The organism is Azomonas macrocytogenes, from assembly GCF_014191985.1.
GTDB lineage: Bacteria > Pseudomonadota > Gammaproteobacteria > Pseudomonadales > Pseudomonadaceae > Azomonas > Azomonas macrocytogenes.
This window is the reverse complement of sequence record NZ_JACHXI010000002.1, coordinates 278,807-304,048: the sequence shown is the minus strand read 5'-3', so window position 1 is coordinate 304,048 and position 25,242 is coordinate 278,807. Positions and strand designations below refer to the sequence as shown.

Annotated in this window: 20 protein-coding genes and 3 tRNA genes; 17 read left to right on the top strand and 6 right to left on the bottom strand. The window is 56.1% G+C overall.

The genetic code is table 11. From position 1 onward, the window contains the following. The first annotated feature begins 71 nt into the window (after nucleotides 1–71). The 9 genes from FHR87_RS03930 to FHR87_RS03890 all read left to right on the top strand — a co-directional run bounded on the left by FHR87_RS03930 (nucleotide 72) and on the right by FHR87_RS03890 (nucleotide 10,946). On the top strand, nucleotides 72–2,213 hold the full coding sequence (locus FHR87_RS03930) for a PAS domain-containing protein (protein WP_183165408.1): 2,142 nt from the start codon (nucleotides 72–74) through the stop codon (nucleotides 2,211–2,213). 153 nt (nucleotides 2,214–2,366) lie between these two features. After that, nucleotides 2,367–2,777 carry a 30S ribosomal protein S6 gene (rpsF, locus tag FHR87_RS03925; protein ID WP_183165407.1) on the top strand — a complete coding sequence of 137 codons (411 nt, stop codon included), beginning with the start codon at nucleotides 2,367–2,369 and terminating at the stop codon, nucleotides 2,775–2,777. A gap of 27 nt (nucleotides 2,778–2,804) precedes the next feature. After that, a complete protein-coding gene (rpsR, locus tag FHR87_RS03920) occupies nucleotides 2,805–3,035 on the top strand; it encodes a 30S ribosomal protein S18 (RefSeq protein ID WP_183165406.1) in 231 nt (76 codons plus the stop codon). A 33-nt stretch (nucleotides 3,036–3,068) separates the two neighbouring features. After that, nucleotides 3,069–3,962, top strand: a complete 894-nt coding sequence (locus FHR87_RS03915; RefSeq protein ID WP_183165405.1) for a YybS family protein — start codon at nucleotides 3,069–3,071, stop codon at nucleotides 3,960–3,962. 20 nt (nucleotides 3,963–3,982) lie between these two features. Then, nucleotides 3,983–4,429: a 50S ribosomal protein L9 gene (gene rplI / locus FHR87_RS03910; protein ID WP_183165404.1), complete on the top strand. Its 447-nt coding sequence runs from the start codon at nucleotides 3,983–3,985 to the stop codon at nucleotides 4,427–4,429. A 138-nt stretch (nucleotides 4,430–4,567) separates the two neighbouring features. Further along, nucleotides 4,568–5,962: a replicative DNA helicase gene (gene dnaB / locus FHR87_RS03905; RefSeq protein ID WP_183165403.1), complete on the top strand. Its 1,395-nt coding sequence runs from the start codon at nucleotides 4,568–4,570 to the stop codon at nucleotides 5,960–5,962. A 74-nt stretch (nucleotides 5,963–6,036) separates the two neighbouring features. Continuing rightward, the gene (alr, locus tag FHR87_RS03900) at nucleotides 6,037–7,110 is read left to right on the top strand and encodes an alanine racemase (RefSeq protein ID WP_183165402.1); all 1,074 of its coding nucleotides are present in this window, start codon (nucleotides 6,037–6,039) and stop codon (nucleotides 7,108–7,110) included. Between the two features lie 102 nt (nucleotides 7,111–7,212). Further along, complete coding sequence (locus tag FHR87_RS03895) at nucleotides 7,213–9,462, top strand: YgiQ family radical SAM protein (protein WP_183165401.1); 2,250 nt, start codon at nucleotides 7,213–7,215, stop codon at nucleotides 9,460–9,462. Nucleotides 9,463–9,965: 503 nt separating this feature from the next. Next, complete coding sequence (locus FHR87_RS03890) at nucleotides 9,966–10,946, top strand: DUF2333 family protein (RefSeq protein ID WP_420826716.1); 981 nt, start codon at nucleotides 9,966–9,968, stop codon at nucleotides 10,944–10,946. A gap of 70 nt (nucleotides 10,947–11,016) precedes the next feature. Here the strand turns inward: FHR87_RS03890 and FHR87_RS03885 are convergent, their stop codons facing one another. The 4 genes from FHR87_RS03885 to FHR87_RS03870 form a co-directional block, all read right to left on the bottom strand. Next, the gene (locus FHR87_RS03885) at nucleotides 11,017–12,351 is read right to left on the bottom strand and encodes a sigma-54-dependent transcriptional regulator (protein WP_183165399.1); all 1,335 of its coding nucleotides are present in this window, start codon (nucleotides 12,349–12,351) and stop codon (nucleotides 11,017–11,019) included. A gap of 100 nt (nucleotides 12,352–12,451) precedes the next feature. After that, entirely contained in the window at nucleotides 12,452–14,044 is a 1,593-nt protein-coding gene (locus FHR87_RS03880; RefSeq protein WP_246335770.1) for a two-component system sensor histidine kinase NtrB, read from the bottom strand. Next, entirely contained in the window at nucleotides 14,034–14,261 is a 228-nt protein-coding gene (locus tag FHR87_RS03875) for a PP0621 family protein (RefSeq protein WP_183165397.1), read from the bottom strand. The genes FHR87_RS03880 and FHR87_RS03875 overlap by 11 nt, the downstream gene beginning before the upstream one ends. Nucleotides 14,262–14,352: 91 nt before the next feature. Next, complete coding sequence (locus FHR87_RS03870; protein ID WP_183165396.1) at nucleotides 14,353–15,375, bottom strand: outer membrane protein assembly factor BamD; 1,023 nt, start codon at nucleotides 15,373–15,375, stop codon at nucleotides 14,353–14,355. Nucleotides 15,376–15,528: 153 nt separating this feature from the next. On the opposite strand from FHR87_RS03870, the gene rluD reads away from it, so the two are divergent. The 6 genes from rluD to FHR87_RS03840 all read left to right on the top strand — a co-directional run bounded on the left by rluD (nucleotide 15,529) and on the right by FHR87_RS03840 (nucleotide 20,418). After that, nucleotides 15,529–16,503 (top strand): 23S rRNA pseudouridine(1911/1915/1917) synthase RluD, encoded by a 975-nt coding sequence (rluD, locus tag FHR87_RS03865; RefSeq protein WP_183165395.1) that lies wholly within the window; start codon nucleotides 15,529–15,531, stop codon nucleotides 16,501–16,503. Continuing rightward, a complete protein-coding gene (gene pgeF, locus FHR87_RS03860; protein WP_183165394.1) occupies nucleotides 16,500–17,237 on the top strand; it encodes a peptidoglycan editing factor PgeF in 738 nt (245 codons plus the stop codon). The genes rluD and pgeF overlap by 4 nt, the downstream gene beginning before the upstream one ends. 182 nt (nucleotides 17,238–17,419) lie before the next feature. Further along, complete coding sequence (gene clpB, locus FHR87_RS03855; protein WP_183165393.1) at nucleotides 17,420–19,984, top strand: ATP-dependent chaperone ClpB; 2,565 nt, start codon at nucleotides 17,420–17,422, stop codon at nucleotides 19,982–19,984. A 186-nt stretch (nucleotides 19,985–20,170) separates the two neighbouring features. Next, nucleotides 20,171–20,246, top strand: a tRNA-Asn gene (locus FHR87_RS03850). A gap of 10 nt (nucleotides 20,247–20,256) precedes the next feature. Next, nucleotides 20,257–20,333 (top strand) — tRNA-Pro (locus FHR87_RS03845). Nucleotides 20,334–20,342: 9 nt separating this feature from the next. Further along, nucleotides 20,343–20,418, top strand: a tRNA-Lys gene (locus tag FHR87_RS03840). Nucleotides 20,419–20,518: 100 nt separating this feature from the next. Here FHR87_RS03840 and FHR87_RS03835 read toward each other — a convergent pair. Beyond that, a complete protein-coding gene (locus FHR87_RS03835; protein ID WP_183165392.1) occupies nucleotides 20,519–22,708 on the bottom strand; it encodes a DUF1631 domain-containing protein in 2,190 nt (729 codons plus the stop codon). A gap of 340 nt (nucleotides 22,709–23,048) precedes the next feature. Between FHR87_RS03835 and nadC the strand changes: the two genes are divergently transcribed. Beyond that, nucleotides 23,049–23,897: a carboxylating nicotinate-nucleotide diphosphorylase gene (nadC, locus tag FHR87_RS03830; protein WP_183165391.1), complete on the top strand. Its 849-nt coding sequence runs from the start codon at nucleotides 23,049–23,051 to the stop codon at nucleotides 23,895–23,897. Nucleotides 23,898–23,939: 42 nt separating this feature from the next. On the opposite strand, the gene FHR87_RS03825 is transcribed toward nadC, so the two are convergent. After that, nucleotides 23,940–24,293 carry a hypothetical protein gene (locus FHR87_RS03825; protein WP_183165390.1) on the bottom strand — a complete coding sequence of 118 codons (354 nt, stop codon included), beginning with the start codon at nucleotides 24,291–24,293 and terminating at the stop codon, nucleotides 23,940–23,942. A 262-nt stretch (nucleotides 24,294–24,555) separates the two neighbouring features. Between FHR87_RS03825 and FHR87_RS03820 the strand changes: the two genes are divergently transcribed. After that, a complete protein-coding gene (locus tag FHR87_RS03820; protein WP_183165389.1) occupies nucleotides 24,556–25,215 on the top strand; it encodes an alpha/beta hydrolase in 660 nt (219 codons plus the stop codon). Nucleotides 25,216–25,242 lie beyond the last annotated feature (27 nt).

Below are 25,242 nucleotides of genomic sequence, written 5' to 3'. Positions count from 1 at the left end.
GGGCGTGCATCGCCGTGATTCTGCCCCAGGCAACAGCTTGATAGCTGGTGTGCAGGTCCGGTTTTGGCCTCATGGAGATTTACACGTTGCCACGTCCATCGTTCGAAAGCCTGTTCCGGTTCGCACCCAATGCTTATGTGTTGCTCGATTTACAGCTGATCATTCTGGATGCCAATCAGGCCTACCTGAACCTGACTGGTCGGTCGCTCGAAGACATTTGCGGAAAACACGTACAAGAAGTTTTTGCCCCTGATCCTCAACATTCCGAATCCGGCCAGGAATTGATGGATTCCTTTGCGCGAGTATTGCTGCGCAAAATTCCGGATACCCTGCCGGTGATTCGCTATCCGATTACCTGCAACAAGCCGGAAGGGCCTGTTTTTGAGGAGCGTTACTGGAGCGTCACTCATACGCCTTTGCTGGATGAAAAGGGTGAAGTTTCAGCGATTTTGCAAAACACGTCGGATATCACGGAACTGGTGTGCATGAAGGACCAATCGCCGCATTCCGATTCTACAATGCCGCAGTTGGAATCGGGAGTCATTGGCCGTGCCCTGCTGATGCAGGATGAGGGTCATCAACTGCGTCGATTATTCGCTCAGGCACCAGGGTTTGTGTGCTTTCTTCGTGGACCCGAGCATGTTTTCGAGCTGGTCAACGAGGCCTATCAGGATCTGACCGGACGCAGCCAACTGATTGGCAAGACTGTGCATGAATGTTTACCGGAAATCGAGCAACAGGGGTTTATTCAGTTGCTTGACCAGGTTTACGAAAGCAGCGAGCCTTTCGTTGGTAAGCGCATGCGTGTACTACTGCAGCGTCGGCAAGGGGCGCTGGACGAAGTGTTCATCGATTTTCTCTGCCAGCCGATCATCGAGACTGACGGCAGCGTATCCGGTATTTTCGTTCAGGGGCAGGATGTTACGGAGCAGCAGTATAGTGAGGCGCAACTGCTAGAGTATCGTGTGCACCTTGAAGAGGTGGTACGCGAGCGGACCAGGGAGCTGGAATGCAGCGAGGCCAAGCGACGTACAGCTGAAGCAGCGCTGTTTCAGGCACAAAAGCTCGAAGCAATCGGCAAATTGACTGGTGGTATCGCTCATGCCTTTAACAATATGTTGCAGGTCATTGGCGGTAACCTGCAATTGTTGCGTCGCACCTTGAACGACGATGAAACTACCCTGCGCCGTCTTGATGCCGCAGTAGTAAGTGTGGACAGAAGTGCCCGACTGGCATCCCAACTGCTGGCTTTCGCCAGTCGTCAGCCACTGCAGCCGCAACCTGTTCATCTAGGCGAGCTGATCGAGCGAATGTCTGACCTGTTGGATGGTTCCCTCGGTAGCGGTATAGCCATCGAATTGAATATGCAGGATGGTTTGTGGCCGGTCCAGGCCGATGTCGGAAACTTGGAAAGCGTCATTCTCAACCTGGCCACCAATGCTGGCGATGCCATGTCTGGCAAAGGCCGTCTCCAGATATTTCTCGACAACAGAACGCTAGATGAGTTTGAAGCAGGTAATCGAGTGCCAGGTGACTATGTGCTTTTGCAGATGCTTGATGAGGGGTGTGGCATGACTCCCGAGGTGCAGGAGCGGGCATTCGAGCCTTTCTTTAGCACCAAGCAGAACGGTAGCGCTTCCGGGCTGGGATTAAGCGTGGTGTACGGCTTTATCAAGCAAAGTGGTGGATTTATCGACTTGCAGCCCCGGAATGAAGGTGGGACGGCCGTGCAGGTCTATTTTCCTCGCTGTCTCGATCAGTCCTCGATCGTGCCATCCAAAGCCTCCGGTGTTGTGCCGCAATCTCCACCGGCAGAGAGCGTGGCCATTCAAACAGCCGGTTTACGGATTCTTTTTGTCGAAGACGATCCTACCTTGCGCATGCTGACTGGCGAAGTAATGGCTGAACTGGGGCATAGTGTCACTCTTGGTGAGTCAGCAGAAGTTGCGTTGCGGAAACTGGCTGAGCAGCATTTCGATGTACTGTTTACCGATATCGGCCTGCCGGGAATGAGCGGGCTCGAGCTGGCACGTCAAGTCAGGCGCAGCCATCCGCAACTGGGGATTGTCATTGCGTCGGGATATGTGGTCGATGCCAAGACGGAAGGGCTTGAGAGCATTCTTACAGTACTCAAGCCCTACGATATTGATCAGGTCAGGAAACTTCTGGATGGCCTGCAGGATATGATCGGCACCGCAGGACCGATAGGGTGAGCTTGCCTTGCGTACCTGTCAGCCCTTCTTTAGAATGTCGCCCCTTGCCTTGATGGCAGGTCATTGCCTGCTGTCTTTATATGCAAGAACAGAAAAACATTTACTCCTTGCCTGACCGCATGGTCGGCAGGCTGCCATCCGTAAGGAGCATTCATGCGTCATTATGAAATCATCTTTCTGGTCCATCCGGATCAGAGTGAGCAGGTCAGTGGTATGGTGGAGCGTTACACCAAACTGATCGAGGAAGACGGCGGCAAGGTCCATCGTCTGGAAGATTGGGGGCGTCGCCAGCTGGCTTATGCCATCAACAATGTACACAAGGCGCACTATGTTTTGCTTAACGTAGAGTGCAGTGGCAAGGCTATGGCCGAGCTGGAAGACAACTTCCGTTATAACGATGCCGTGATCCGTAAGCTGGTCATCCGCCGCGACGAGGCCGTCACTGGCCAATCCGAGATGCTCAAGGCTGAAGAAAACCGCAGCGAGCGTCGTGAGCGTCGCGAGCGTGTCGAAAGCGCCGAAGGTGGCGATATGGACGGCGATCACGACAACCTTGGCGAATAATCCGCTGTTTTTTTGAGGATCAGATTTATGGCACGTTTTTTCCGTCGTCGCAAATACTGCCGTTTCACTGCCGAAGGCGTGAAGGAAATTGACTTCAAGGACCTGAATACCTTGAAGGCCTACATTTCCGAAACTGGCAAGATCGTTCCCAGCCGGATCACCGGCACCAAAGCCAAATATCAGCGTCAGCTGGCTTCTGCCATCAAGCTTGCACGTTACCTGGCTCTGCTGCCTTACACCGACAGCCACGGTCGTTGATCACGGCCGCTACGTAAAGCAAAGGATGGATGCGTGCGCGCTCTAGCGGACTTCATCATGCGTGGTCGCTTGCAGGCCAGCTTGGTTGTGGTGGCAGCCGCCGCCGCGCCGATGCTGTTCTGGTTGAGCGCGGCAGCGGGTAGTCTGGTATTGCTGCGGCGCGGTTTGAGCGATGGCCTGGGTGTCGTGGCCTGGGCTCTGCTACCGGCACTGGCCTGGTGGTTCTTCGGTGATCCGCGGCCCGTTCTGGTAGTGGGTGGTACGCTGATTCTGGCGCTGACTCTGCGAAAACAGGCTTCCTGGCGCAATGTGCTGCTCTACAGCATCGCCCTTGGCGTCCTGTATTCGCAGGTGCTCGGTGCGGTATTCGGCGAATCCATTGCGGTCTTGGCCGCCGAAGTGCAGAAGCTATTGCCCGAAGCCCTGCCGGGTGTCTGGGATGGCATGTCCGCTGAGCAACAGGAGCACTTGCTGTCGGTCTTCATCGCGGTAATGACCGGGCTTCTCGGGGCGCTATTGCAGACTCTGGCAGTGCTCAGCCTGATGCTGGGCCGCTACTGGCAGGCAACGCTATACAACCCCGGTGGGTTCGGGCATGAGTTTCGTGAGCTGCGCTTTTCGCCGATGCTGGCCATTGCGCTGTTTGCCATCGTCTTGATGGCACCGAACTTTGGACCGCAGGCCGCAATATTGACACCGTTGTGCAGTGTACCGCTGGCCTTTGCCTGCCTGGCCCTTGTGCATGGTCTGGTAGCCCAGGGGCGTCTGGCCCGTTTCTGGCTGGTCGGTCTTTATGTCGCGATGCTGCTGTTTTTACAGTTCATCTATCCATTGTTGGCCGTATTGGCTGTTGTCGACAGCCTGTTCGATTTTCGTGGTCGCATCCCTCGTGGCAAAAACGAGGGACCCACGGACGGTGAAGGTTAAATTTTAAGAGGTAAGACCGAATGGAAATCATCCTGCTGGAAAAGATCGCCAACCTGGGCAACCTGGGCGACAAGGTAAATGTCAAGGGCGGCTATGCACGCAACTTCTTGTTGCCGCATGGCAAGGCCACCATGGCTACTGCCGAGAATATCGCCACGTTCGAAGCACGTCGCGCCGAACTGGAAAAGCTGGCTACCGAGAAGAAGGCCTATGCCGAATCCCGCGCGGTCCAGTTGTCTGAACTGGAAGTAACCATCACCGCCGTTGCTGGTGACGAAGGCAAGCTGTTCGGTTCCATCGGTACCGCCGATATTGCCGATGCTCTGACCGCTTCCGGCGTGGAAGTAGCCAAGAGTGAAGTGCGTCTGCCCAACGGTACTATCCGCCTGGTCGGCGAGTACGATGTAGCCGTGCACTTGCATTCCGATGTGGAAGCCATCGTCAAGCTGATCGTTACGGCTGGTTGATGGTAATCGGCTATTGCTAACTGGTTTGCAGGCCGGTCTCTGATACTGGCCTGTCGAGAAGAGGGCACGACATTGCCGAAGCGGTGTCGTGCCTTTCGTTTTTCCGGGCAGAAATTGCTGCCCTGAATCGAGCCCGTCATGAACGATATCAGTGCTTCCCCCCAATACGATCTGGAAACCGCCGCGCTCAAGGTCCCGCCGCATTCCATCGAGGCCGAGCAGGCCGTGCTGGGCGGATTGATGCTGGATAACAATTCCTGGGAGCGGGTTTCCGATCAGGTTTCCGATGGGGATTTCTACCGCCACGATCACCGGCTGATTTTTCGTGCCGTCGTCAAACTGGCGGAGCATAACCAGCCGTTCGATGTAGTCACGCTTTCCGAGCAGTTGGACAAAGAGGGTACATTGTCACAAGTGGGCGGCCTGGCCTATCTGGGAGAGCTGGCCAAGAACACCCCGTCGGTGGCCAATATCAAGGCTTACGCGCAGATCGTCCGTGAGCGAGCCACTTTGCGCCAGCTGATTTCGATCAGCAACGAAATTGCCGACAACGCCTATTTTCCGCAAGGCAAGAATGCCGAAGAGGTACTGGACGAAGCTGAACGGCAGATTTTCCAGATCGCTGAAGCGCGGCCCAAGACCGGTGGCCCGATAGGTATCAACGATATTCTCGTGAAGACCATCGACCGCATTGATTCGCTGTTCAATAGCGGGGAAGGTTTGACTGGCATTTCCACCGGCTTCATCGATCTGGACGAGAAGACCAGTGGCTTGCAGCCGGCAGACCTGGTAATTGTTGCCGGACGACCCTCGATGGGCAAGACCACTTTTGCCATGAACCTGGTGGAAAACGCCGTGCTGCGCAGCGATAAGGCCGTGCTGGTGTTTTCCCTGGAAATGCCGGCCGACTCCATCGTCATGCGAATGCTGTCATCGCTTGGCCGCATCGACCAAACCAAGGTGCGCACCGGCAAGTTGGACGACGATGACTGGCCGCGCCTGACTTCAGCGGTCAATCTGCTCAACGAGCGCAAATTGTTCATCGACGATACGGCGGGAATCTCACCGACCGAGATGCGTGCTAGAGCTCGTCGCCTGACCCGTGAACATGGCGAGATTGGTCTGATCATGGTCGACTACCTGCAATTGATGCGGATACCTGGTGCTTCCGGAGAAAATCGCACCAACGAAATTTCCGAGATTTCCCGTTCGCTGAAAGGTCTTGCCAAGGAGTTCAATTGCCCGGTCGTGGCGCTTTCGCAACTCAACCGTTCTCTCGAACAGCGCCCGAACAAGCGGCCGGTCAACTCGGATTTGCGTGAGTCAGGGGCTATCGAGCAGGATGCCGACATCATTATGTTCGTCTATCGCGACGAGGTTTATCATCCGGAAACCGAGCACAAGGGCATTGCCGAAATTATCATCGGTAAACAGCGTAACGGTCCTATCGGGACGATACGGCTAGCCTTTCTCGGCAAGTACACGCGCTTCGATAACCTGGCCGCCGGCAGCTATCAGTTCGAAGACGAATAGCCCTTCAAGTCTGCGCAAAACGATTGGGGCCGGAGTACCATCCGGACACTTGTCCGGTTTTGAAGGATTCCTGCATGCGCCCGTTAGTCGCCACGGTCGATCTGGCCGCGCTCCGCCATAATTACCTGTATGCGAAGCAGTGTGCGCCGGAGCGCAAGGCATTCGCCGTAGTCAAGGCGAATGCCTATGGGCACGGTGTCCGCGAAGCCGTTACAACGTTGCGCGATATTGCCGATGGCTTTGCTGTGGCTTGCCTGGAGGAAGCAATCGAGGTCCGGGCCGTGCATGGAGAGGCGCGCATTCTGTTGCTGGAAGGCTGCTTCGCGGCAGAAGAATACCTGGCTGCTGCCCAGTTGAGGCTGGATGTGGCTGTCCAGGGAGAGGCACAGGTTGAGGCACTACTGTCAGCTTCACTGGTTCGCCCGCTGAATGTCTGGCTCAAACTGGACTCGGGAATGCATCGGTTGGGCTTTGTTGCGGCGAAATTGCGCGAGTGTTTCGGTGCATTGAAGCAGGCTCCACAAGTTGCCGAGCTGAACCTGATGAGCCATTTCGCCTGTGCTGACGAACATGAGCATCCATTGACCAGGCAGCAACTGGAGTATTTTCTCTCTGTGCAGGATTTGCCCGTCGGGCAGCGCTCCCTGGCCAATTCTGCTGCCATCTTGACACTTCCCGCTGCCCATATGGATTGGATCCGACCGGGAATCATGCTCTATGGCGCTTCACCGTTCGCTGATCGATCTGCTGCAAGTCTAGGCCTGAAACCGTTGATGACGTTGACAGGGCAGCTCATTGCAATACGCGACGTACCGCCTGGAGAGTGTGTCGGCTATGGCGCTAGCTGGATTGCCGGGCGACCATCGAAGATCGGCACGGTCAGCTGCGGCTACGCTGATGGCTATCCGCGTCATGCACCGTCCGGTACACCGGTAGTGATCCGTGGTCAGCGGGTACCACTGGCTGGCCGGGTATCGATGGACATGCTGGCAGTCGATCTGAGCGATCTGCCGGCCGCACAGATTGGCGATGAGGTTGAGCTCTGGGGAGCACAACTGCCCGTTGATGAGTTGGCGCAAGCATGCGGCACCATCGGTTACGAATTGTTGACCAAGGTGACACCACGGGTGCCGCGTCATTATCGATAATCCCGGTTCCATACGGATAAAGTCCTAGCTTTTTGGTCGGGATTTGTCTGTTTTGTGTGCTATATTTTGCGCCCTCACGCTTCAACCCAATCGGTTTCCGCCATGCACGCCGTCAAGCCACTGTTCGATTATCCCAAGTACTGGGCCGAGTGTTTCGGGCCGGCGCCTTTCCTGCCGATGAGCCGGGAAGAAATGGACCGGCTCGGTTGGGATTCCTGCGACGTCATCATTGTCACCGGTGATGCCTATGTGGACCATCCCTCGTTCGGCATGGCGATCATCGGCCGTTTGCTGGAGGCTCAGGGTTTTCGTGTTGGCATCATCAGTCAGCCGGACTGGCGCTCCAAAGATGACTTTATGCGTCTTGGCGAGCCGAATCTGTTCTTTGGTGTTGCGGCTGGCAATATGGATTCGATGATCAATCGCTACACCGCCGACCGGAAGGTCCGCTCCGACGATGCCTATACGCCTGGAGGTATTGCCGGCAAGCGCCCGGATCGCGCCAGCCTGGTCTACAGCCAGCGTTGCAAGGAAGCATACAGCCATGTGCCGGTAGTGCTGGGTGGCATCGAAGCTTCGCTGCGCCGGATCGCTCACTACGATTACTGGCAGGACAAGGTACGCCGCTCGATCTTGATGGATGCTACTGCCGATCTGCTGCTATATGGCAACGCAGAACGCGCGGTGGTCGAAGTCGCTCAACGACTGGCGGCAGGCGAGCGGGTCGAGACGCTTACCGATGTGCGCGGTACGGCTTTCATTCGCCGCGACACGCCCGAGGGTTGGTTCGAGATCGATTCGTCCCGGATCGATCGCCCGGGTCAGATCGACAAGATCATCAACCCCTACGTCAACACCCAGGATCTTGACGCTTGTGCCATCGAACAGGGTAAAGATCCGGTCGACAAGATGGATGAGGTCAAAGCGGTGCAATTGCTGCCGCATCCACGGTTGGAGCGCGAGCGCACAGTGATTCGCCTGCCGGCGTTCGAGAAGGTACGCAACGACCCGGTACTTTATGCCCATGCCAGCCGTGTGCTGCATCTGGAAATCAATCCGGGAAACGCGCGCGCACTGGTGCAGCGACATGACAATCTGGATATCTGGCTGAATCCGCCGCCGATTCCCATGACCACCGAAGAGATGGATTACGTCTTCGGTATGCCTTTCGCCCGTGTACCGCATCCAGCTTACGCCGGCGAAAAGATTCCTGCCTACGAGATGATCCGCTTCTCGGTGAACATCATGCGCGGCTGTTTCGGTGGCTGTACTTTCTGTTCGATCACCGAACATGAAGGGCGGATCATCCAGAATCGCTCGCAAGAGTCGATCATCCGCGAGATCGAAGAAATCCGTGATCGGGTGCCGGGCTTCACCGGTATCATTTCCGATCTCGGCGGACCGACCGCCAACATGTATCGGCTCGCTTGCAAGAGCCGCTCGATCGAATCCTCCTGTCGCAAGCAATCCTGTGTCTATCCAGGCATCTGTGCCAACTTGAATACCGATCACTCGGCACTGATCCACTTGTATCGTTCGGCCCGCGATCTGCCGGGAGTAAAGAAGATCCTGATCGCCTCCGGGTTGCGCTATGACCTGGCGGTGGAGTCGCCCGAATATGTCAAGGAACTGGTTACCCACCACGTCGGTGGCTATCTCAAGATTGCTCCGGAACATACCGAAGAAGGTCCACTTTCCAGGATGATGAAGCCGGGAATCGGTACCTACGACCGCTTCAAACGCATGTTCGAAAAGTTTTCCAGAGAGGCAGGTAAAGAGCAGTATCTGATTCCCTACTTTATCGCCGCACATCCAGGAACCACCGATGAGGATATGCTGAACCTTGCCTTGTGGCTCAAGCGCAACGGGTTTCGCACCGACCAGGTGCAAGCGTTCTACCCGTCCCCCATGGCCACCGCCACGGCCATGTATCACTCGGGGCGCAATCCTCTGCACAAGGTCACCTATAAAAGCGATGGTATTTTCGTCGTCAAGAGTGAACAACAGCGGCGCCTGCACAAGGCATTCCTGCGCTATCACGATCCCCGGAACTGGCCACTGCTGCGCGAGGCGTTGAAGGATATGGGGCAAGCGGAGCTGATTGGTAATGGCAAACATCAATTGATTCCGGCCCATCAGCCCGATACCGATGGTTACCATAGTGCGCGCCGCAAGAATTCCACCCCAACTGGTAAAGGTCAGTCGAAGCCGGGGAGGGTGGCGCTGACCCAGCATATCGGGCTGCCACCGCGTAGTCAGGATGGCAATCCTTGGGATAAGCGTGAAAAAGCCAAGGCTGCGGCGCAAGAAGCGCGGCGCAAGGCTGGCAGCAAACCCGGCAAGCGTCGCTGAGGGAAATTCGCATCGCAGGATCGAGTCTTGCCTGGAGCGGTGCCGGAATCAGGTAAACGGCAGGCTGAACCGGGTATCGAGACTAGCCGGTAACTTTCAGGCGCAGGCTGGATGCTGCAACTGACCGGTGGAAAAAATGCACCATATGGCAAACTGATGACTCTCATGTAACGTGCCAGACTCAAGTCTGAGCCAGGAACGGGCACCTCTATTCATTCGATATGCCGCATGAGATGGTCCCGATGTTCCGGTAACCGATGAGGCTACCTTCATCGCGATCGATGTCCTGGTTTTGCTTCGTTACAACCTCTAGTGCCTTTCAAACACTGAGTCGGTGCTCAAGCTGCGATATAGTTCTTGGTGTCTTTCGTTCCAGTCTGGGGCGATCGATCTCAGTCATCCGGAAAAAAGGATCGATGACAATGTCGGATTGGAAAAATCGCCTTCTTACATGGCGAGAAAAAAGTTATGGCGGTACAGAGAGCTTTTCAAAGAAGGAGCTGGTGACGAGCATCGTTGCCGTGCTGGTAGCGGTTTATTTGCTGATAGCGTTGCTCATCGGCTGGTATTGGAGTCAGGAGCCCGATGCCTTTCCTGTCGAACAGGATGCGAAAGCTGCTGCCGAGTTGACCGGACGCAAGTTCGTCAATGGCTATACCACCGTGGAAACCCTGAAGCATCTGGCCAATACTCTGCTGGACAAGCCGGGCGGCTACCTGTCGAACGATATCGCTCCCCCGGGTGTCTGGCTGGATAACATGCCGAGGTGGGAATTCGGTGTTTTGACTCAAGTGCGGGATATGGCACGAGCCCTGCGCCGGGACTTCTCGCGCTCCCAGTCCCAGTCGGCTGAGGATCCGGATCTCGCCTATGGCGAGCCACTGTTCCATTTCGATAACAACAGCTGGGCACTGCCGGCCACCGAGTCGGAATACCGTCGTGGAATCGGTGCTGTGGATCGTTATCTGGCCCGCCTGGCCGACCCTCAGCAACCGAAGGCATCGTTCTATATACGTGCTGACAACCTGAGCCATTGGCTGGGCGATGTGGCAAACCGAATGGGTTCTTTGTCCCAGCGGCTTTCCGCGAGTATCGGCCGGGTCGATCTGAATACCTCGGAGCCAACTCCTGGCGAAGGGGCGGCCGGCACTGCTCCTCAAGTGTCCGAAAAGGTCGAGAAAACGCCATGGTTGAAAATCGACGACGTTTTTTATGAAGCCCGTGGGCAAGCCTGGGCACTGTCTCATCTGTTGCGTGCCGTCGAGGTGGATTTCGCGGATGTGTTGGCGAGGAAGAATGCGAGTGCCAGTATTCGTCAGATTATTCGTGAATTCGATGCGGCGCAAAAGTCAGTCTGGAGTCCGTTCATCCTGAACGGCAGTGGCTACGGCGTACTGGCCAATCACTCGCTGGTTATGGCCAATTTCATTTCACGAGCCAATGCGGCGGTCGTCGACCTGCGTACCTTGTTGTCGCAAGGTTGAGGATGTGAGCTAACCAGGCGGAAAAAGGCCTACGCGTCTTTTTCCGCCTCGCCTTCGTTTTTCGAAGGTTTCAATCCAGCCCCAATTTCTTCAGGCGGTAGCGCATGGAGCGGAAACTGAGCCCCAGACGTTGTGCCGCAGCAGTGCGATTCCAACGAGTCTCCTCCAACGTCTGCATGATCAGTTTGCGCTCGATATCCTCAAGGTGATCTTCGAGGTTATCAACCTGCGCCAGGGTGGATTCACTTCCCGATAATTTCTGCGTCGGGCTGTCGGCAAAGCGTAGATCACCAAGCTTGATCTGGCCGTCTTCACATAGGGTGCAGGCGCGTTCGAGCATGTTTTCGAGTTCGCGTACGTTGCCGGGAAAGCGGTAGTGCTGCAATTTTTGCAGTGCTTCTGGCAACAGTCGGGTCGGTGTCGAGCCGGTTTCTTCTGCCAGGCGTCGCAGTATGGCCTGGGTCAGTAACGAGATATCTTCGCGTCGTTCGCGCAGTGGCGGAACGGGCAGTTCGATGACGTTCAAGCGATAATAAAGATCCTGCCGAAAGCGGCCCGCATCGACCTCCTGTGCTAGATCCTTGTGGGTAGCGCACAGAATGCGCACATCGACCGTTACTTCCTGCTGTCCGCCGATGGCGCGCACGGCTTTTTCCTGGATGGCTCGCAGAAGCTTGACCTGCATCGGTAGCGGCAGATCGGCTACCTCATCGAGAAAGAGCGTTCCTCCAGTGGCTGTCTGGAACAAGCCTTGTTTATCTTCCGTCGCTCCGGTGAAGCTGCCTTTCTTGTGGCCGAAAAACTCACTTTCCATTAATTCGGATGGAATTGCACCGCAGTTGACGGGTACGAAGGCTCCGGTAGCACGCGGCCCTTGCTCGTGAATCATGCGCGCAACCAATTCCTTGCCAGTCCCGGATTCGCCACTGATATAAACCGGAGCCAGGCTACGGGCAAGCTTGGCGATCTGCTTGCGTAAGGTTTTCATCGGTGGAGATTCGCCGAGCAGGCGATTGTCGGTCTGGCTGGTCGAAATGTGCAGGCGCAGGGCGTTATTGATCAGTTCGCGCAGGCGGCTCAAGTCGACTGGTTTGGTCAGAAAGTCGAAGGCGCCTGCTTTGAGTGCATTGATGGCCGTATCCATGCTGCCGTAAGCAGTAATCATGGCCACGGGCGTTTGCGCGTAATGCTGCTGGATATGCTGCACCAGTTCCAGGCCGGTGCCATCGGGCAGACGCATGTCGGTCAGGCAGATGTCGTAGGTTTCACGAGCCAGCCATTTGCGGGCTTCCTTGATATTTCGAGCGGTTCGGGTATCGAGTTTCATGCGACCGAGAGTGATATCCAGCAGCTCGCGGATATCCGGCTCGTCGTCGACGATCAAGGCTCTTGGGCGGGCGGTCATGTATGGGGTCCGGAAAGCTCAGGCACTACAGGCAATGAGCTATCTTACTTCTTGGACGACCGGGCATGCCGTGACCGCTTCTGCATCTATGAGGAGCGGCTCATCCGCGCTTGTCTGGATGCGCAAAGATGATGCGAAAGCAGCTTCCGCCATTCGTTCGATCCTGATAGTCGATGCGTGCCTGATTGCTCTCGCATAGTTCGCGGCAGAGATATAGCCCCAAACCCGTGCCATTGATATCGGTCGTGAAGAACGGTTCAAAAATATGCTGGAGTTTTTCTGCCGCTATGCCTGGTCCGTCGTCCAGCACTTCCAGTATTGGTAAATCGGAGTCCGGATCGCGATGAAGCTTCAGCCAGGTCTGTGCCTGCTCGTGTAGTTGTCCGCTGTAGCGAAGACCGTTCTGAACCAGGTTGTAGAGAATCTGTACAAGTTGGTTGGGGTCCATGCGTGTTTGCAGCGAGTTGTCGATGATCTCCAGATGCAGTGTCTGTTGTGGGCCCAGCCTGCTCTGTAGATCGTTGGTGAATTGAGTCAAGGAGTATTCCAGGTTCAACAATTGTGGCGCTGCCTGGCGTCGGCGGGAGAGTTGCAGCACATTTTCGATGATCGAATTCATGCGTTGCGAGTGTTCCTGAATGATCTGCGCCAAACGACGATCTGGCTTGTCCAGGCTTTCGGACTCATGGAGCAATTGAGCGGCATGACTGATCGCACCGAGCGGGTTGCGTATTTCATGGGCGATGCTTGCCGTGAGCCGCCCCAACGATGCGAGCTTCATTTGCTGGGCCTGCTGGGCTACCAGGAAAAGATCTTCAAGGAAGATCAGTATGTTTTTTTGTTCGCCATGCTGTAGCGGTGTGAAACTGGGCTGGATTGTCGGTCCATTGGGGGTGAGTTCCAGGCTGTCCGGCCGGCGGCTGGGGTTCTGTCGCCATTGGTCCAGGCGCTCGATCAAGCGAGAGCACCGCTGATCGAGATGTTTTCCTGGCAGGTCCGCCTGTCCCAGCAGATTGAGTGCGCCCTGATTGGCCATCAGCACACGATGGCGAGAGTCCAGGACCAGAATGCCCGTGCGCATACGTTGCAGAATCAAAGCGTTCAGGGCTTCTAGACTGGCGACTGCTTCGCCGCGCTGGCGGGCCAGGTTTTCACTGATGCGCAGACGGCGGCTCAGGGTCTGGATCAACAGAACGGAGCCGAAGCAGAGCGCGCCGAGCACGCCAGCGGGTACATATTGGTGACTGGCGGCCGGATAAACGAGCTGTAAGTAAAAGGTCAGATAAATCAGGCCTAGTGAAGCAATGGCAGCGATCAGCAGACCGATACGCTGGTTCAGCAAGATACTGGCGATGGCCACGGCGACTACGACGAGGTTGCCAATACCACTGGGCGTGCCACCAGCGAAATAGAACAGCATCAGTAGCAGCAGGATATCCAGCAGCGCCAGGATGAAGAGCTGCAGCTCATACCGGGGCTGGCGTACCAGAAGAGCGCTCAGGACATTGGTCGTCAGGTAAAGCCAGGCGCCTTGGCGAAAACTGGTGGGTTCGACCATTTTCAGTAGGTCGTCATCCAGGCCACTGGCGATTAGCAGCAACATTACCAGTGCGATGGTCAGGCGATAGAAGTGGTACAGCCCCAGAATGCGTTGATCCTGGTCATCAATCAGAAGCTGCCCCTCAATCGCCAAGATGTCGGCTGTCCTGCTCCAGATGTGCGCGGCTGCAATACCAGCGATTTCTCGCCTGTAGCGCCTGGGTTTGCGGTACATGCAGGCCGCATTGGCTGCAACGTACCATCGGCGTGGTGTTCGGTTCGGCTTTCGGGGTGGGGCGTTTACGCTTCAGTTTGCGCCATAGCCAGAACGCGGCAGCAATCAGAGCGATCCAGAATAATAGACGAAACATTCCTTTCTTCCCGGGTCGTATGGCACAGAGCTAATCATGGTGAAGTTGGTTCGGTGCTGACCGATCCAATTTGTAATGTTGCATACGGTTATCAGTCGAACAGGCCGAACGTCAGACGGCTCCACCAAGAGCGTTCGCTGGTCCCGTCTTCGCTATCGGCACCGTTCTTGTCCTCTGGTTGCTCAGGTGGCAGCAGATTACGAGGAATATCTTGCCTGGCCTGTTCGAACTGCTGGGTGAGATCGCGGTTGGCGCTGGAGCGCGGCGGTGGCGGCGCTTCTTCTTCGATCAAGCGTAGTGCAGTGCGAGATAGCCAGGAGCGCTCGGTGGTTTCCTTTACGCTGGGAACGAAATTACCGTTTTCCAAAGTGGGGTGCTGTGGATAGTTAAGCTTGAGTGTCGCCAGGCTGGTATCCGACAGATCCTGCAGTCCAAGGCGTAGATAAGCTTCGGTCATGATGGCCAGTCCGTCGCCGACCGACGGGGTGCCCTGGTAGTTCTCCACCACATAGCGGCCGCGGTTGACGGCAGCCACATAGGCCTTGCGTCTGAGATAGTAGTGCGCCACGTGGATTTCGTTGGCGGCCAGCAGGTTGCGCAGATAGATCATGCGCGCCTTGGCATCCGGCGAGTAACGGCTGTTCGGATAGCGTGAAGTGAGCTGGGAGAAATCAGTGAATGAGTCGCGAGCGGCACCCGGATCGCGCTTGGTCATGTCCAGCGGGAAAAAGCGTGCGAGCATGCCCTGATCCTGATCGAAAGACGCCAGGCCCTTGATGTAATAGGCGTAGTCGACGTTGGGGTGCTCCGGATGCAGGCGAATGAAGCGATCCGCGGCTGCTCGCGCCGCATCCGGCTCGGTGTTCTTGTAGTAGGCGTAGGTCAGCTCGAGTTGTGCCTGTTCAGCATAGCGACCAAAGGGGTAGCGCGCTTCCAGTGCCTTGAGTTTGGCGATGGCGTTGGCATAGCTACTATTGTCCAAGTCTTCCTGGCTTTGCTGATAGAGTGCAGTTTCGCCCAGACTCTCATCTACGCTGTTTTCGTCCTTGGATTTATCGGAAGAACAGGCGGCGAGGGCAAGGATGACGATTGGCAACAGGTGTTTCACATGCATGGCGGCAGCTGGCGTTCCTGTAAACGGCTAGCTGTCTTGGGCGAGGCCGTCCTGATATGATGTGCGTCCCGCCATGGCGGGGCTTAAAAGATACCGTATTTAAACACAAGCCCGCAGCCGAAACCAAAGCGCTGCGGCTCGCCAGTCCGGGCCATGTCAATTATTTCCAAGCAAGCCATTCATCTTCGCGCAGACGTGCCGTTCGAACTGGGCGGACAGCGTCTCGACCAGATTGCCGCGCAACTCTTTGCCGAGCATTCGCGTTCACGCCTGGCAACCTGGATCAAGGGCGGTCAACTGCGGGTCGATGGCACCACCATGCGGCCGAAAGATACCGTGCATACCGGTGCCTGCCTCGAACTACTTGCCGAGCTGGAGTCCCAGGGCGAATGGCAAGCGCAAGACATCGAGTTGAATATCGTCTATGAGGATGAGCATATCCTCGTGCTGGACAAGCCCGCCGGTCTGGTCGTACATCCGGCTGCGGGGCATGCTGATGGCACGTTGCTCAATGCCTTGCTGCACCATGCGCCAGGGTTGATCAGCGTACCGCGTGCCGGGATCGTCCACCGCCTGGACAAAGATACGACCGGCCTGATGGTTGTGGCCAAGACTCTGCAGGCCCAGACCGATCTGGTCGGGCAGTTGCAACAGCGCAGCGTCAGTCGTATCTACGAATCCCTGGTGGCCGGGGTGCTGACGTCCGGTGGGACGATCGATGCCCCCATCGGTCGCCATGGTCAGCTGCGCCAGCGCATGGCCGTGGTAGACAGTGGCAAGCCTGCGGTCAGCCACTACCGGGTGCTGGAGCGTTTCCGGGTGCATACACATGCGCGCATCAAGTTGGAAACCGGCCGTACTCACCAGATTCGCGTACACATGGCGCATATCGGCTATCCGCTGGTAGGCGATCCGGTATATGGCGGTCGCTTTCGTATTCCACCGGCTGCCAGCCAGACCATGGTGCAGACCTTGCGTGAGTTTCCGCGGCAGGCGCTGCATGCACGGTTTCTCGAGTTGAATCATCCTGCCAGCGGTGAACGAATGAAGTGGGCGTCTGATCTGCCAGATGATTTCGTCTGGTTACTGACCCTGCTGCGACAGGATCGTGAGGCTTTTGTTGGATGACCGTCTGGCCACATGGCTGGATCAGGCCTGACTGGCCGGTTCCCACGCAGGTGCAGGCGTGTGTCACGACGCGCGAAGGTGGCGTAAGCCAGGCACCGTTCGATACGTTTAACCTGGGCGATCATGTTGAAGACACGGGCGCAGCCGTCAAAGAAAATCGTCGTCGATTGCAGGTGACGCTAGACTGTCAGCCAGCCTGGCTCTCTCAAGTGCATTGCATTTCAGTCGTCGAGGCCAACCCGAATGCCGTTTCGCTCGCCGATGCCAGCTGGAGCGATGAATATGGTGTTGCCTGTGCCGTACTGACTGCCGACTGCCTGCCGGTACTTTTCTGCAATCGTGCCGGTACGCGCATTGCTGCCGCACACGCCGGCTGGCGTGGTCTGGCCGGTGGCGTGCTGGAGGCGACCCTGGATTGTTTCGCAGTCGCTGCGGATGAGGTGTTGGTCTGGCTTGGTCCGGCCATCGGTCCCGAGGTCTTCGAAGTCGGCCCCGAGGTTCTCGAGGCTTTCGTTTCATCCCATGCCGAAGCGGTCGCTGCTTTCCGGCCCAGCCTCAACCCGGGGCGCTATCTGGCCGATCTCTATCTGCTTGCCCGCATCCGCTTGGCCGCTCGCGGTGTCACGGCTATCTATGGCGGCGGTTTTTGCACTTATAGCGATCCACGCTTCTATTCCTACCGGCGCAATGCTCGAACCGGCCGTCTGGCCAGTCTGGTCTGGCTGAAAAAATAAGGTTTGTGCAGAAGGGTAAATACTGTATTGCCGTGTTTGCTTGCGGCTGTTTGTTCTCCGTCAATTGCGCTCACCTTGAATCCTTGACAATCACCCTCATCTTATTGGCCATCTCGCAGGCTTTATCGTCATTGAGAGTAATTTGTGGCGCTGGCCTGCATTACTGACTCGAGGGTGATTCCATGCGTATCGACCGTTTAACCAGTAAATTACAGCTCGCTCTTTCCGACGCCCAATCCATCGCGGTCGGTCTGGATCATGCTGCCATCGAACCGCTGCACCTGATGCAGGCACTGCTCGAGCAGCAAGGGAGCTCGATCAAGCCGCTGCTGATGCAAGTTGGCTTTGATATCAATAGTCTGCGCCAGGCTCTTGCTCTGGAACTGGACAAGCTGCCCAAACTGCAAAATCCCACCGGCGACATGAACCTGTCCCAGGATCTGGCACGCTTGCTCAATCAGGCCGATCGTCTGGCACAGCAGAAGGGTGATCAGTTTATTTCCAGCGAGCTGGTGCTGCTCGCTGCCATGGATGAGAACAGCCGGCTCGGCAAAGTGCTGCTGGGGCAGGGCGTCTCGCGCAAGGCATTGGAAAATGCTGTCAATAATCTGCGTGGCGGTGAAGCAGTGAATGACCCCAACGCCGAAGAATCGCGTCAGGCGCTGGATAAATATACGGTCGATATGACCAAGCGAGCCGAAGATGGCAAGCTCGATCCGGTGATCGGTCGGGATGATGAAATCCGTCGTACCATCCAGGTCCTGCAACGGCGCACCAAGAACAATCCGGTGCTGATCGGGGAACCGGGCGTAGGCAAGACCGCCATCGTCGAGGGGCTGGCTCAGCGTATCGTCAATGGTGAGGTGCCGGACGGGCTCAAGGATAAGCGTTTACTGTCCCTGGACATGGGGGCGCTGATTGCCGGGGCCAAATTCAGGGGCGAATTCGAGGAGCGCCTGAAGGCTGTACTGAGCGATCTGTCCAAGCAGGAAGGGCGCATTATTCTGTTCATCGACGAGCTGCACACCATGGTTGGTGCCGGTAAGGCCGAGGGCGCCATGGATGCCGGCAACATGCTCAAGCCGGCGCTGGCCCGCGGTGAGTTGCACTGCGTGGGTGCGACTACGTTGAACGAGTATCGTCAGTTCATCGAAAAGGATGCTGCACTGGAACGGCGCTTCCAGAAAGTCCTGGTGGATGAGCCGAGCGAAGAGGACACCATTGCTATCCTGCGTGGTTTGAAAGAGCGCTATGAGGTGCATCACAAGGTGACTATCACCGACGGTGCCATCATCGCGGCAGCCAAGCTATCGCACCGCTACATTACTGATCGCCAACTGCCGGACAAGGCGATCGACCTGATCGACGAGGCGGCCAGCCGCATCCGTATGGAGATCGACTCCAAGCCGGAAGAGCTGGATCGTCTGGAGCGACGTCTGATCCAGTTGAAAGTCGAGCGCGAGGCATTAAAGAAAGAAGACGACGAAGCGGCGCTCAAGCGACTGGAAAAACTCAAGGACGATATCAGCCGCCTGGAGCATGAATACGCCGACCTGGAAGAAATCTGGAAATCTGAGAAGGCTGAAGTGCAGGGCTCGGCACAGATCCAGCAGCAAATCGAGCAAGCCAAACTGGATCTGGAAAATGCTCGGCGCAAGGGCGATCTGAACCGAATGGCCGAATTGCAGTACGGGGTGATTCCCGATCTCGAACGCAGTCAGCAGATGGCCGAGCAGCATGGCAAGAGTGAGAACCAGCTATTGCGCAACAAGGTGACCGATGAAGAAATCGCCGAGGTGGTTTCCAAATGGACCGGTATTCCTGTTTCAAAGATGCTCGAAGGCGAGCGCGAAAAACTATTGCGTATGGAGGATGAGCTGCATCAACGCGTAATCGGGCAGCATGAAGCGGTTACAGCGGTAGCCAATGCGGTGCGACGTTCCCGTGCCGGTCTGGCCGATCCGAACCGGCCGAGCGGCTCTTTCCTATTCCTTGGTCCAACCGGGGTGGGCAAGACCGAATTGTGCAAGGCGCTGGCCGAGTTTCTCTTCGATACCGAAGAGGCGATGGTTCGCATCGATATGTCCGAATTCATGGAGAAACACTCCGTGGCTCGCCTGATTGGCGCACCTCCCGGCTATGTCGGTTATGAAGAGGGTGGCTACCTGACCGAAGCCGTACGGCGGCGGCCTTACTCGGTCGTGTTGCTGGACGAGGTGGAGAAGGCACACCCGGATGTCTTCAACGTGTTGCTGCAGGTACTGGAGGATGGTCGCCTGACCGATAGCCAGGGGCGGACCGTGGATTTCCGCAATACAGTTATCGTGATGACCTCCAACCTGGGCTCGTCGCAGATTCAGGAGTTGGTTGGAGATCCCGATGCACAGCGGGCAGCGGTCATGGATGCGGTAAGCGTTCATTTCCGGCCTGAGTTCATCAACCGTATCGATGAAGTGGTAGTGTTCGATCCGTTGGGCAAGGACCAGATTGCCGGCATCGCACAGATCCAGCTGGGTCGCTTGCGCCAGCGTTTGGCAGAGCACGATCTTTCATTGGATCTGTCCGCAGGCGCACTGGATAAGTTGATCGCCATCGGTTACGACCCGGTCTATGGGGCGCGTCCGCTCAAGCGTGCCATCCAGCGCTGGATCGAAAACCCACTGGCCCAGCAGATCCTGGCTGGCAAGTTCGAGCCAGGCAAGACCATCACGGCTCAGATCGAAGGCGACGATATCGTTTTTGCCTGATCGACCAGAGGCTCGACGCTGTGCTTCGGGCCTCGCTTCATTTCAAGGCAGCCTTCATCTGCGCTGCAAAAATAATTAATGATGTTCTTTGATACAGGCTTGACATGATTTTATGGGTCCGTAGAATAGCGCGCCTCTGATGCGGGATTGTAAAACATTGTCGCAACAGGGCTGGAGGTACGACGTTCCGCGATAGCTCAGTCGGTAGAGCAAATGACTGTTAATCATTGGGTCCCTGGTTCGAGTCCAGGTCGCGGAGCCAAACTTCCATACGGGGTATAGCGCAGTCCGGTAGCGCGCCTGCTTTGGGAGCAGGATGTCGGGAGTTCGAATCTCTCTACCCCGACCAGTTTCTCAAGGGTCGTTAGCTCAGTTGGTAGAGCAGTTGGCTTTTAACCAATTGGTCGTAGGTTCGAATCCTACACGACCCACCATTGATTCTTTTCTTCATATCCTTCCTGCATGACTCTCGGTTTTCTTCCAACTGAAGAAAAGAGTAGATAAATACTCAGTGAGTCCAGCCACCCAAGAACATCAATTGTGTTCAAGCGTGTTTTCAAAACGTTGCTTGAGCGACTTCACTGCGCGGTCGAACAGCGGCGAATCGTCCAACTGACGAACGGCTTTGTGATGAAAGTCCAGTGCCAGGCCTGTGCGGGTTTTTTCCAGTACCTTGATTCCGTTACGGTTGACGAATATGTACTTGGCGGCAGGCTTGATAATTGCTGCAAGCTTGCAGCGCAGCCGATGTTCCTGATCCCCGATAAATTCGACCCAGACGCCTGGATGCAGATTATCGATCTCGAGTATCGCTGCATGGCTGTTCGGTAGCTCTATCTCTTGTTTTTGATTGCAGGTGTCTCCTGGCATTGGCAAGAAGATACGCTCGGTCACTTCGAAAAGTGGGAATGGTTCGATGGCGGCTTCTTCCGAATCGAGTAGCTGTAGCGTTTGTTGAAGGGCATGCAATTGCAACTGCTCGAGCTGTGCAAAGAAATCGGTTGTGGCGAAGGCATCGAAGGCAATGCTGGCAAGCCCTTCGCGTAGATCCTTCAGCAATTGCGGAGCAAGTTCCAGCAGTTGCTGACGGGCTTCCGGAGATTTGTTTGGAGCGATGCTCCAGAGCAGGTCATCCATCGTGCGAAGGGCATCTTGCCACTGTATGGATTGACTACCGTATTTCAGGAATGCCAGTAGGAGGACCTTGCTCCATACTTCCTGCAATAGCTGGACAACGACTTCAGGTAGTATTTTGCCGAACAGGCGTTCATTGAGGATTCGTTCTACTTCCTGGCGAGCTATTTCCGCTTTGGCCCGCCCTTCTTCAGTATCACGCATGCGCTGTTCAAGCAAACTGCTGCGGCGACGCTCCTCGGTGGAGAACGCCTGAAGGTCTGTCAGCAGTTCCGTGAATATCGACAGGTCATTGGTAAAATTATCGGCAAGCTTGGCAAGTGCCTGATCGATTTTTTGGTAGACCGCATCGCGCTGAGCGGTTTTGAGATCATTCATACCCAGAGTTGCCGATGCTATTTCATTTATCAGGCGCCTGGTTGGATGGTTGGCGCGATTGAATAAAGTACGGTCCAGCAGGGTAGCTTTGAGCAAGGGAATCTGTAGGCGAGCCAGCAGGTGTCTGCCGAATTCCGATAGGTTGCGGTCTGCTTCCATGGATTCGAACAGCAGGCTGCAGAGAATGACGGTATCTCTTTCATTCCTGCCGAGTTGCCAGGCATTGCCGATCTTTTTGCCAAGCCGGCGGATCAACCTTTCAACACGCTCCTGCAAGCTGATCCGACGAAAAATCCTATGCTGTTGCTGGCGTGTAAGCAGTTGCAGCAGATCACCGGGCGGAATTGGCCGGTGATCTGGCTGGGTTGCCAATAATCGGTCGCTGCGAGAGAGCACCAGCAGAGTCTGAAGCTTTTCGAAAACATCCTCGGTATTTTCGGTGGCACTTCTGTTGCGTATGTAAAAGGCCTGATCAAGCGATGTCTTGTCCTCGGGGTGGGCAGGACGACGTTGCGACTGCAAAGCCTGCAGTTCAGGGAGAAGCCCATTACTGCTCAACAGCTTGTTGGCTTCTCCGTAAAGCTCGTCGATATTCGTCAGGACATGTCTTTCGAACAATTTGAGGATGGTTGGCTTGATCGCCGGATCTATACCTTGCTCTTGGCAGGTGTTCAGGAAATGCTGGATGAGCCAACGTGGGCCGATAGGGTTGCCGGTCCTGTTCTGCGCCTTGCCGAGCAGGATATTCAGGCGCATGTCCAGATGCTGCAGATTCAGCGGCGTGCGCTGCATGAATCGCTCGATCATTGCATCGATGTCGATCTGTTCTTGCTGTCGTTCCTTGTGGGTAAGCGAAGCTAGCTGGGTGGATTCGCTTATCGGCGAGGGGGCGGCTTCATCTTCGAGGCGGTAGAGGTTGCTGAAGGAATCGAAGACTTTTTGCAGGAAGCTTCGCTCGATTCCTCGACGTTTGGTGCGCAAGTCGCGCATAGCCTCGAAACAGGCATTTTGCTCGGTGTTGCAGCCAGCTCGATCGGCCATTTGGAACAGTGCATCGTCGGCTTTATCGAACAACGCTTGAAGCAGGTGGCGCAATTGCCGGGAAGATCTGTCGCGCAGATCGACAAGCGGGACCGGCAGTCTTTCCCGGTGGTTTTTTCCCCCGGATAAGGCTGTTTTCAATGGCACAATCTTTTGCGAGTCGGTGCGCATGTACGGCTCTCTCATTTGTAGTCGGGAAATTTAAGCGACTACAACACTCGAAACTGGATCTTAGCAGCTTGCTCCTGCCTTATATTTATATCGACAGAAAACGGCAATCTTTACTCTGTGCCGTTTGAGCGAAGTACTCGGGGTTTTTCCATCACTGACTGGGTAGCATCGCTACCAAGAAGCGCGGGCGATTCTAGATGCTGGCCGGCTGAGCTTCTTTTTGTCATGGGCAGTCAGAGCATGGAAGAACTGCCACCACCGGCAGGTATACGATCAATGGGTAAACCTGCGCTTAGGCCTCTGAGTCTTTATACTCGACGAAGTTCAAATGGAGTCCATCATGCCCAATCTCGTCCTTGCCGATCTTGTTGCCGATATCGATGCGGGTGTCCGTCGCGCTTTGGCGGAGGATGTCGGTTCTGGGGATATTACGGCTCAGCTTATTCCGGCCGAGCGCTTGGCTCATGCTGCGGTCATTACTCGCGAGGCGGCGGTGATCTGCGGAACGGCCTGGGTGGATATGGTGTTTCGCCAGATAGATCCTCGTGTTGCGGTCCACTGGCAGGTCGCCGATGGCCAGCGCGTCGAACCGGAGCAGGCATTGTTCGTCCTGGAGGGGCCGGCACGGGCTCTGCTCTCGGGCGAACGCACAGCACTCAACTTCCTGCAGACCTTGTCGGGCGTAGCGACGACCTGCCGACACTATGCGGATCTGGTTGAGGGTACCGGCGTGAAGCTGCTCGATACACGCAAGACCTTGCCCGGTTTGCGCATGGCACAGAAGTACGCAGTTACCTGTGGTGGTTGCCATAATCATCGGATCGGTCTGTATGACGCTTTTCTGATCAAGGAAAACCATATCGCTGCCTGCGGCGGGATCGGCGAAGCGATTGCCACCGCACGCCGGACGGCTCCCGGCAAGTCGGTGGAGGTTGAAGTCGAGAATCTGGATGAACTACGCCAGGCGCTGGATGCGGCAGCGGATATTGTCATGCTCGATGAGTTGAGTTTGCCAGACATGCGTACGGCCGTGGAGCTGACGGCTGGCCGGGCGAAGCTGGAGGCATCCGGCGGCGTGAACGAAGCGACGCTGCGGGTAATAGCCGAAACCGGGGTCGACTACATTTCCATCGGTGCCTTGACCAAGCATGTCCGCGCCGTGGATCTATCCATGCGCTTGCGGCAGTAGAAGCGTTGCGGGTGTGAATGTCACATCCCACTGGATTTCGTTTCAGTAGGCGCCGTCGAGCCCGAACTCTTCATAAGGGTCGCAAGCATCTGCATGCTTGGGTACGTAATCCTTGGGCGGCTCTAAGCTCTCCGCAGGTTTCGGCAAAAGTGTGTGATATGGCTGATATGACTGCTTTTCTTCACGTGGGATCATTTGCTGCGGCAGGCTGGCAGGGGCGTTGAAATGGTTGATCAAATCGCTTTGATCGGAATCGAGAATCTCTGCACCCGAGGCGCTATTATCAGCATGAATGCATAGGTTGGAGACTGTACTGCGTCCCTGGCGATAACCGATGACGGCGCCGGCCGCCAATCCGGCAGTCAAGACCAGCAAGATCGTGAATGTCTGTTCCATGTGCTGTTCCTCATATGTACCTGCATATCGTCTAGAGCACACGGGTTGACCTGGACCTGCCCAGGCAAGACCGCTGCCCTGATCGTCGAGAAGCATGACAAGAGCCTGGACGATAGTATTCCAGCGTTCTGTTACATTAAGGTCTCATTTGCGCTTCGCATGCCGTGGCAATTTCCTTGCTCGTTGGCAGGCGCTGTCGTTGCGATATCCATGGTGGTAGCAAAGCCTTTTTTGCCAGCCAAAGGTTTGGCCGCAGCCTCTAATGAACGGCCCGGATCAGGGCCATGGAGTCCTTGCCTTGCTGAAAGAACATCCTGTTTCCCTTGAAGGCCCATGTGGTGTCCTCGAAGGGCTGTATTACAACGATCCGGACGCGACTCGATTGGCACTTATCTGTCATCCGAATCCGGTAAAGGGCGGCACCATGCAGAACAAGGTGGCAGCCACCTTGCAGCGTACTGCTCGCGATGCCGGTTACTCCACCCTGCGCTTCAACTACCGCGGAGTGGGGGGGAGTGCCGGCGAGCATGATATGCGCACTGGTGAGGTGGATGATGCCGAGGCTGCTGTACGCTGGCTGATGGCACAGCATCCGCAGTTACCGCTCAGCATGCTGGGGTTTTCCTTCGGGGGCTTTGTGGCTGCAAGCCTTGCCTCCCGCCTGGAAGCCGAAGGCAAGGCGTTGGAGCATCTGTTCATGGTGGCTCCGGCTGTGATGCGTCTGGGTAACGAGAAAACGCCCGAGCGCTGCTCGCTGACCATCATCCAGCCGGAAAACGATGAGGTCATCGAACCTGAGCAAGTGTATGCGTTTTCCGCTGGGCTATCGCGCCCGCACGAGCTGTTGAAAGTGGCAGAATGCAGCCATTTTTTCCATGGCAAACTGGTGGAACTGAAAGAACTGGTGGCACAGCGCTTGTAGTTATGTGGCCCTCTTGTTCTCCCACTT